Source organism: Janthinobacterium sp., from assembly GCF_031995485.1.
Taxonomy (GTDB): domain Bacteria; phylum Pseudomonadota; class Gammaproteobacteria; order Burkholderiales; family Burkholderiaceae_D; genus Janthinobacterium.
Window position 1 is genome coordinate 1 of sequence record NZ_DAMAGB010000084.1, and the last position, 7,720, is coordinate 7,720.

The window sequence follows — 7,720 nt, forward strand, 5'->3', positions numbered from 1 at the left end:
GTGTAGGCCAGCCACTGTGTTTTATGGTGCAGGTGTGCCAGCGGCGTGCCGCTCAGGGCATTGAAGGTCCTGCCGCAGGGCACGCAGCGATAGCGCTGCAAGCCGTGGGCATGGCCGTGCCGGTGGATGTGCGTGGCGCGACAGGCCGGGCAATGCAGGCTGGCCTGCGCCGTCTGTTCGATCAGGGCGATGGCGGCATCCTGCGCCACACTATCTTGCAACAGGGCGATGCCGGCCAGGCGTTGGCGCTGCGACAACTGCGAGAACTGCTCGATGAAGGCCTGCCACTGGACTGTGTGCATGATGGGTCTCCCGAAAGGAAATTCCTGATCGGTTAGAGCTCAGCAACGTCAGAACGGTTCCACTTTTTTCGCTGACATAGCCAAAAAAAAAGACCCATCCCGAGATGAGCCTCTTTCCTTGATTCTATTGGTCGGGGCGAGAGGATTCGAACCTCCGACCCCGTGCACCCCATGCACGTACGCTACCAGGCTGCGCTACGCCCCGACGAGGTGGGAATTATAGCAGACGCTTTTGAGTTTTTGCCATGCTTTCCACAGGATAAATGTTGCATGTCAAAAAGCTGCCGGCCTGTGCTTATTCACCCAGCAGCAATGCCGTCAGCGCCACGCGAAAACCGGCCACCAGCGGCTCGATCTTCACGTCGGGGTTATGCACCACGCGCACCGGCAGGCCCTGGAACAGCGCGATCAGGGTGTCGATGCGGCCGTCCAGCATGTCCTCGCCGGCGGGCAGGCCGCGCTTGATGCGGGCGTTCCTGACGATGGACAGGAACAGCTGGCGCGAGCGGCGGTCGGCGCATTGCAGCATGGCGGCGATCGGTGGATTGCGCGACGCTTCGGAATAAATCTCCAGCGGCATCATCCATACCTTCGGATCCATGCTTTCCAGCACCCGCTCGCCGGCGTTGTCGATCAGGGCCTGCAGCGGATCTTCCTGCTGCGCCAGGTCCTGCATCATGTCCGACACGCGTTCCATGTTCTGCTCGACAAAGGCCGCGATGATGGCGTCCTTGCTGTCGAAATAATTGTAGATATGGCCTGCGCTCATGCCCGCAGCCTTGGATATCTCGGCCATGCTGGCGCCGTGAAAACCGCGGCGGCTGAAGCAGCTTTCGGCCGCATCGAGGACCTGCCGGCGCCGCGTGTTGGCGCGCTCGGGGTCCGGATGCCTTTTTTCAACTTGATTCATGTCTTTTCCAGTCGCGCGCCGGCCCTGCCCTCGCGGACCGGACCGGCGTCGGCGTGCCCGTATTATTGGGCAGCGCCAGCCGCTGCGACGGCTGTTTTCTCAGGCTGCCAACCGCCGCCCAGCACCTTGTACAAGGTCACCAAGTTGGTCGATTTGGCCAGGCGCGCCGTGATCAGGCTCTGCTGCGCGGTGTACAGCGCGCGCTGGGCGATCAGGGCGTTCAGGTAGGTTTCCGCGCCCTGCTTGTAGCGCGCGTCCTGGATCGTGTAGCTCTTCGTCGACGCCTCGACCAGCGCTTCCTGCGACTGCAGGCGCTCGTCGATGGTGCCGCGCTGGGCCAGCGCGTCGGACACTTCACGGAAGGCGACCTGGATCGCCTTTTCGTATTGCGCTACCGAGATTTCACGATTCACCTTGGCGATATCGAGGTTGGCGCGGTTGACGCCGCCATCGAATATCGGCAGGCTGATCTGCGGAATGAAACTCCAGCTGCCGCTGCCCGACTTGAACAGGTCCGACAGGTTGTTGCTGATCGAACCGGCGGTGGCCGTCAGCGAGATGCGCGGGAAGAACGCGGCGCGCGCCGCGCCGATATTCGCGTTGGCGGAGCGCAAGGTACGCTCGGCCACCAGCACGTCGGGACGGCGTTGCAGCACATCCGACGGCACGCCGGCCGGAATGTCGGCCAGGGCCGTCACCGCGCCGAACTCGCCTTGCGGCAACAGTTCGGCCGGCACGCTGCTGCCGACCAGCAAGGCCAGGGCGTTCTGGTCGAGCGCCACCTGGCTGGTGTAGACGGCCACGTCGGTGCGCGCCAGTTCCACGCTGGTCTGGGCGTCGTACTTGTCCAGGCCGGACGTCGCGCCCGCATTGAAACGGCGCTCGGCCAGCGTATAGCTCGACTGCTGGCTGCGCAGGGTGTCCTGCGCCACGCGCAGGCGCTGCTGGTCCGCCACCAGGTTCAGATAGCTGCTGGCCACTTCGGACACCAGGCTGATCTGCTGGGCGCGGCGTGCTTCTTCCGTGCCCAGGTATTGCTCCAGCGCGCTGTCGGACAGGCTGCGCACGCGGCCGAAGAAGTCCAGCTCGTACGCCGAAATGCCGAGGTTGGCCGTGTACTGGCGCGAGATCGACGCTTCACCGTCGGCGCTCTGGTTTTTCGGGATGCGGGTGGCCGTCTGGCCGCCCGAGGCCGACAGGGTGGGCATCAGCGCGGCGCGCTCGATGCCGTAGGTGGCGCGCGCTTTCTCGATGTTCAGGATCGACACGCGCAGGTCGCGGTTGTTGGCCAGCGCCAGTTCGATCACCTGGCGCAGACGCGCGTCGGCAAAGAACTCGCGCCAGGCGATATCGGCCACGGCGGTCGGGCCGGCCGGCGCGTCGGCCTTGTACGACGGGCCGGTCGGCCAGGCGCTTGGGGACGGCGCCGCCGGGCGCTCGTAGGTCGGAGCCAGGCTGCAGCCGGCCAGCAAGGCCAGCGCCGCCATGGAAAGTAGCGTTTTTTTCATATTAATGTGCATCCTTGGAAAGCGTGACGGCTGGCGCACCAGGCGTCGCCGGGGTGTTCGGCGCGGTCTTGTCGTCGGACTTCGAGAAGAAGCCGCGCACCAGCACGAAGAACACCGGCACGAAGAAGATACCGAGGAAGGTCGCCGACAGCATCCCGCCCAGCACGCCGATACCGATGGCGTTCTGGCTGCCCGAACCGGCGCCGCTGGAAATTGCCAGCGGCAGCACGCCCAGGCCGAAAGCGATCGAGGTCATCAGGATCGGACGCAGTCGCAGGCGCACCGCATGCAAGGTCGCGTCCAGCAGCGACATGCCCGATTCCTGCATTTCCTTGGCAAACTCGACGATCAGAATCGCATTCTTCGCGGACAAACCGACCACGGTCAGCAGGCCCACCTGGAAGTAGACGTCGTTCGACAGGCCGAACAGCCACGTGCCCAGGACGGTACCGATCACGCCCAGCGGCACCACCAGCAGCACCGAGAACGGAATCGACCAGCTCTCATACAGCGCGGCCAGGCACAGGAACACGATCAGCAGCGAGATGGCGTACAGCTGCGGCGTTTGCGAACCGGATTCGCGCTCTTCGAGCGAGGTGCCGGTCCAGCTCAAGCCGATGCCGGCTGGCAGCTTGGCGACCATTTCTTCCATCGCGTTCATGGCGGCGCCGGTACTCTGGCCAGGCGCCGGCGTGCCGAGGATTTCCATCGATGGCAGGCCGTTGTAGCGCTCCAGGCGTGGCGACGCATAGATCCACTTGCCGGTAGCGAAAGCCGAGAACGGCACCATTTCGCCGGCGGTATTGCGCACGTACCACTTGTTCAGGTCTTCCGGCACCATGCGGGCAGATGCTTCACCCTGCATGTAGACTTTTTTCACGCGGCCGCGGTCGATGAAGTCGTTTACATACGCACTACCCCAGCCCACGCTCAGCACGCGGTTGATCTCATCGATCTTCAGGCCCAGCGAGGTGGCTTTCTGCTGGTCGATGTCGATCTTGTACTGCGGCGTATCTTCCTGGCCGTTCGGACGTACGCCGACCATGACCGGGTTTTGCGACGCCATGCCCAGCAGCTGGTTACGCGCCGCCATCAGCGCTTCGTGACCCAGGCCGCCCGTATCCTGCAGCTGCATGTCGAAACCGGTGGCGTTACCCAGTTCCAGCACGGCTGGCGGAGCAAACGTAAACACCATCGCGTCTTTCAGCTGCAGCAGCGCACCCATCGCGCGGCCGGCCACGGCGGACGCCTTGGCGTCGCCGGCCTTGCGTTCGGACCAGTCTTTCAGGCGCACGAAGGCGATACCGGTGTTCTGGCCATTGCCGCCGAAGCTGAAGCCGGCCACCGCAAACACGGAGGCGACGACATTTTTCTCATTGGTCATGAAATGCTTTTCGACCTGCTTGATCACGCCCAGGGTACGCTCTTGCGTGGCGCCGGTCGGCAGCTGGATCTGGGTAAACAGGATGCCCTGGTCTTCTTCGGGCAGGAACGAGGTTGGCAGGCGCATGAACACCAGCACCAGCGCCACCAGCAGCACCAGGTACATCAGCATCGAGCGCAGGCGGTGGGTAATCATGCTGCCCACGAAACCTTGATACTTGTCGCTGCTGCGGTCGAAACCGCGGTTGAACCAGCCGAAGAAGCCCTTGTTGGTGGCGTGATGGCCTTTTTCAATCGGCTTCAGGATGGTGGCGCACAGCGCCGGCGTAAACACCATCGCGACGATCACCGACAGCACCATCGACGAGACAATCGTGATCGAGAACTGGCGGTAGATCACGCCGGTCGATCCGGCAAAGAAGGCCATCGGCACGAACACGGCCGACAGCACCATGGCGATACCGACCAGCGCGCCGGTAATCTGCGTCATCGACTTGCGCGTCGCTTCCAGCGGCGACAGGCCCTCTTCGCTCATCACCCGCTCGACGTTTTCCACCACCACGATGGCGTCATCGACCAGCAGGCCAATCGCCAGCACCATGGCGAACATGGTCAGCGTATTGATGGAGTAGCCAAACGCGTTCAGGATGCCGAAGGTACCGAGCAGCACGACCGGCACGGCCATGGTCGGGATCAGGGTGGCGCGGAAGTTCTGCAGGAACAGGTACATCACCAGGAATACCAGCACCACCGCTTCGACCAGGGTTTTTACCACTTCTTCGATCGACAGCTTGACGAATGGCGTGGTGTCGAATGCGACCACGGCTTTCATGCCGGCCGGGAACTGCTTGCCCAGGGTTTCCACCATTGCCTTGACGGCGGTGGCGGTGTCGAGCGCGTTGGCGCCGGTAGCCAGCTTGATGGCGATACCGGTGGCGGCATTGCCGTTGTAGCGGGCAACCGTGTTGTAGTTCTCGCGGCCCAGTTCCATGCGCGCCACGTCTTTCAGCAGCACTTGCGCGCCGCTGGTGGTGGTTTTCAGCAGGATCGCGCCGAACTGCTCGGCGGTCTGCAGGCGGCTTTGTGCCGAGACGGTCGCGTTCAGCTGCTGGCCAGCAACGGCTGGCGCGCCACCGAGTTCACCGGCCGACACTTCGGCATTCTGCGCCTGGATCGAGGTGATGACGTCGGCTGGCGTCAGCTGGAAGCTTTGCAGCTTGGCCGGATCGAGCCAGATGCGCATTGCGTATTGCGAACCGAACAGGGTAACGTCGCCGACGCCCGGGACGCGGCTCAGCGGATCGACCACGTTGGCGGCCACGTAGTCGCTCAGGTCGGTCTGGTTCATCTTGCCATCTTCGGAGATAAAGCCGAACACGATCATGAAGTTCTTGGTGGCCTTGGCAACCACCAGGCCCTGTTGCGTGACAGCGGTCGGCAGCAGTGGCGTGGCCAGCTGCAGCTTGTTCTGTACCTGCACCTGGGCGATGTCGGGATTGGTGCCGTTGGTAAACGTCAGCGTGATGCTGATGCCGCCGGTCGAATCGCTGGACGAGGACATGTAGCGCAAGCCATCGATGCCCTTCATCTTCTGTTCGATCACCTGGGTCACGGCGTCTTCCACCGTTTTGGCCGAGGCGCCAGGGTAGGCGCCGCTGATCGAAATCGATGGCGGCGCGATGCTTGGATACTGCGCAATCGGCAGGCTGAGGATCGAGATTATGCCGGCAAGCATGATCACGATCGCGACCACCCAGGCAAAAATCGGGCGGTCAATGAAAAAACGGGCCATTAATATTCTCCTGAATTATTGGGCGCTGGCGGCTGGTGCAGATGCGGCCGGTGCAGCAGCAGGGGCGGCGCCTGCGGCGGCTGGTGCGCCACCTGGGGCGGCTGGCGCTGCGGCAGGCACGGCGACGGCTGGCGCGCCCGGCTTGATTTTCTGCAAGCCTTCCACGATCACGCGGTCGCCGGCGGCCAGGCCGGACGTCACGATCCAGTTGGTGCCGGAGGTGCCGTTGGTGGTGATAATGCGTTGCTCGACCTTGTTTTCTTTGTTCAGGATCATGGCGGTGGCTTCACCCTTCTGGTTGCGCGACACGCCCACTTGCGGCACGGTGATGGCCTTGTCATCGATACCCGTTTCCAGCTGGGCACGCACGAACATGCCTGGCAGCAGCTCGCCTTTCGGATTCGGGAACAGCGCGCGCAGGACCACGTTGCCGGTGGTCGGCTCGACACTCACGCCGGCGAACTGCAGCTTGCCCGATTCGCTGTACTTGCTGCCGTCCGGCAGGATCAGATTGACCTTGGCCTGGCCGTCGCCGGCTTTCTTCAGGCTGCCGTCGGCCAGCTGGCGCTTCAGGCGCAGCAGGTCGGTGCTCGACTGGGTCACGTCGACATAGATCGGATCGAGTTGCTGTACTGTCGTCAGCGCTTCGGTCTGGCCTGCGGTGACCAGCGCGCCGGCCGTCACGGTCGAACGGCTGGTGCGGCCGCTGATCGGCGCCGTCACGGTGGTGTAGCGCACGTTGATGTTGGCCGATTCCAGCGCGGCGCTGGCGGCTTCGACATCGGCCTTGGCTTGTTCATAGGTGGCGACGGCATCGTCGTATTCCTGGCGGCTCACGCCTTCGATGGCAACCAGTTCCTTGTAGCGCGCGACTTTCGGACCGGAAGTGAGCAGATTGGCCTTGGCCTTGGTCAACGCGGCCCTGGCCGAATTGTAGGACGCCTGGTAGGTGGCCGAATCGATCTGGTACAGCGGGGTGCCCGCTTTCACATCGGCGCCTTCGACGAACAGGCGCTTCTGGATGATGCCGCCCACTTGCGGGCGCACATCGGCCACCTGGTAGGCATTGGTCCGGCCGGACAGATCGGCCACCATCGGCAACGCGGCCGGATTAACAGTAAAGACCACCACCTGCGGCGCCTGTTGCGGCGGAGGGGCAGCCTGTTTTTTACTGCAGCCGGCCATGATTGCAGTGGCACACAGAACGGCAATAGCGACGCTCGTACGCGGCGACGTCAGGGTAAAAGTTGATTGCATCTTGGACTTTCTGAAAAAGAAGCGGGTAGTGTCGTTAGAAATGGGGTAATTTATTAACGCAGATCAAAGAATGAACGATCATTCTAAAATCGTCAAGCCAATTTACAATTGAAACATGGAAACATTTTCTTAAATTACATTGCTATTAAAACCATCCATCTGGTTACAGAGGGGCATGCCGTGCAACAGGGGAAAGCTGGCAGGCGCGGGCAAAACGGTGTGGCGGGAAGCTGGCTGGAGCACCTACTTTATCAGGGTCATGCGTTCTTTGCTTGGCTGCCTGGCAATCGCGTGCTGCACTGCCGCATACGCCCGGCGAACGGTGTTTATTTACCAATCGTATCGAAAAGACATGCAACACGGACTGCGCTACCATATGCACCGGCCTGGGGTTGCCAGGCTGGCCATATACGGCTGAGGCCACCTGCCCGAGCCGGGAAAGAGAGCAGCAATGACGACACCGGCACACATGCAATCAGCGCCAGCGGCGACCTTGCTGTCGACCGGCGTGAGGGGCCTGGACGCGATCCTGGCCGGCGGCCTGACGCCCGAGCGCCTGTATCTGCTG

Annotated in this window: 5 protein-coding genes and 1 tRNA gene; all 6 read right to left on the minus strand. The window is 62.7% G+C overall.

Translation table 11 applies throughout. The features are described 5' to 3' along the window. Positions 1–302: transposase (locus RTQ46_RS27155; protein WP_409518383.1), on the minus strand; the 302-nt coding region annotated here is incomplete at its 3' end. Positions 303–430: 128 nt separating this feature from the next. Next, a tRNA-Pro gene (locus RTQ46_RS26850) sits at positions 431–507 on the minus strand. Positions 508–597: 90 nt separating this feature from the next. Continuing rightward, positions 598–1,212: a TetR/AcrR family transcriptional regulator gene (locus tag RTQ46_RS26855; protein WP_312440668.1), complete on the minus strand. Its 615-nt coding sequence runs from the start codon at positions 1,210–1,212 to the stop codon at positions 598–600. Between the two features lie 62 nt (positions 1,213–1,274). Beyond that, the gene (gene adeC / locus RTQ46_RS26860) at positions 1,275–2,720 is read right to left on the minus strand and encodes an AdeC/AdeK/OprM family multidrug efflux complex outer membrane factor (protein ID WP_312440669.1); all 1,446 of its coding nucleotides are present in this window, start codon (positions 2,718–2,720) and stop codon (positions 1,275–1,277) included. Position 2,721: 1 nt separating this feature from the next. Then, positions 2,722–5,895: an efflux RND transporter permease subunit gene (locus tag RTQ46_RS26865; RefSeq protein ID WP_312440670.1), complete on the minus strand. Its 3,174-nt coding sequence runs from the start codon at positions 5,893–5,895 to the stop codon at positions 2,722–2,724. A 15-nt stretch (positions 5,896–5,910) separates the two neighbouring features. Then, positions 5,911–7,152: an efflux RND transporter periplasmic adaptor subunit gene (locus RTQ46_RS26870; RefSeq protein ID WP_409518384.1), complete on the minus strand. Its 1,242-nt coding sequence runs from the start codon at positions 7,150–7,152 to the stop codon at positions 5,911–5,913. Positions 7,153–7,720: the final 568 nt, after the last annotated feature.

Bases quoted from the DNA above. Each gene is read 5' to 3' on its own strand.
- RTQ46_RS26865 (WP_312440670.1), bottom strand. From the start codon at position 5,895: ATGGCCCGTTTTTTCATTGACCGCCCGATTTTTGCCTGGGTGGTCGCG.
- adeC (WP_312440669.1), bottom strand. From the start codon at position 2,720: ATGAAAAAAACGCTACTTTCCATGGCGGCGCTGGCCTTGCTGGCCGGC.
- RTQ46_RS26855 (WP_312440668.1), bottom strand. From the start codon at position 1,212: ATGAATCAAGTTGAAAAAAGGCATCCGGACCCCGAGCGCGCCAACACG.
- RTQ46_RS26870 (WP_409518384.1), bottom strand. From the start codon at position 7,152: ATGCAATCAACTTTTACCCTGACGTCGCCGCGTACGAGCGTCGCTATT.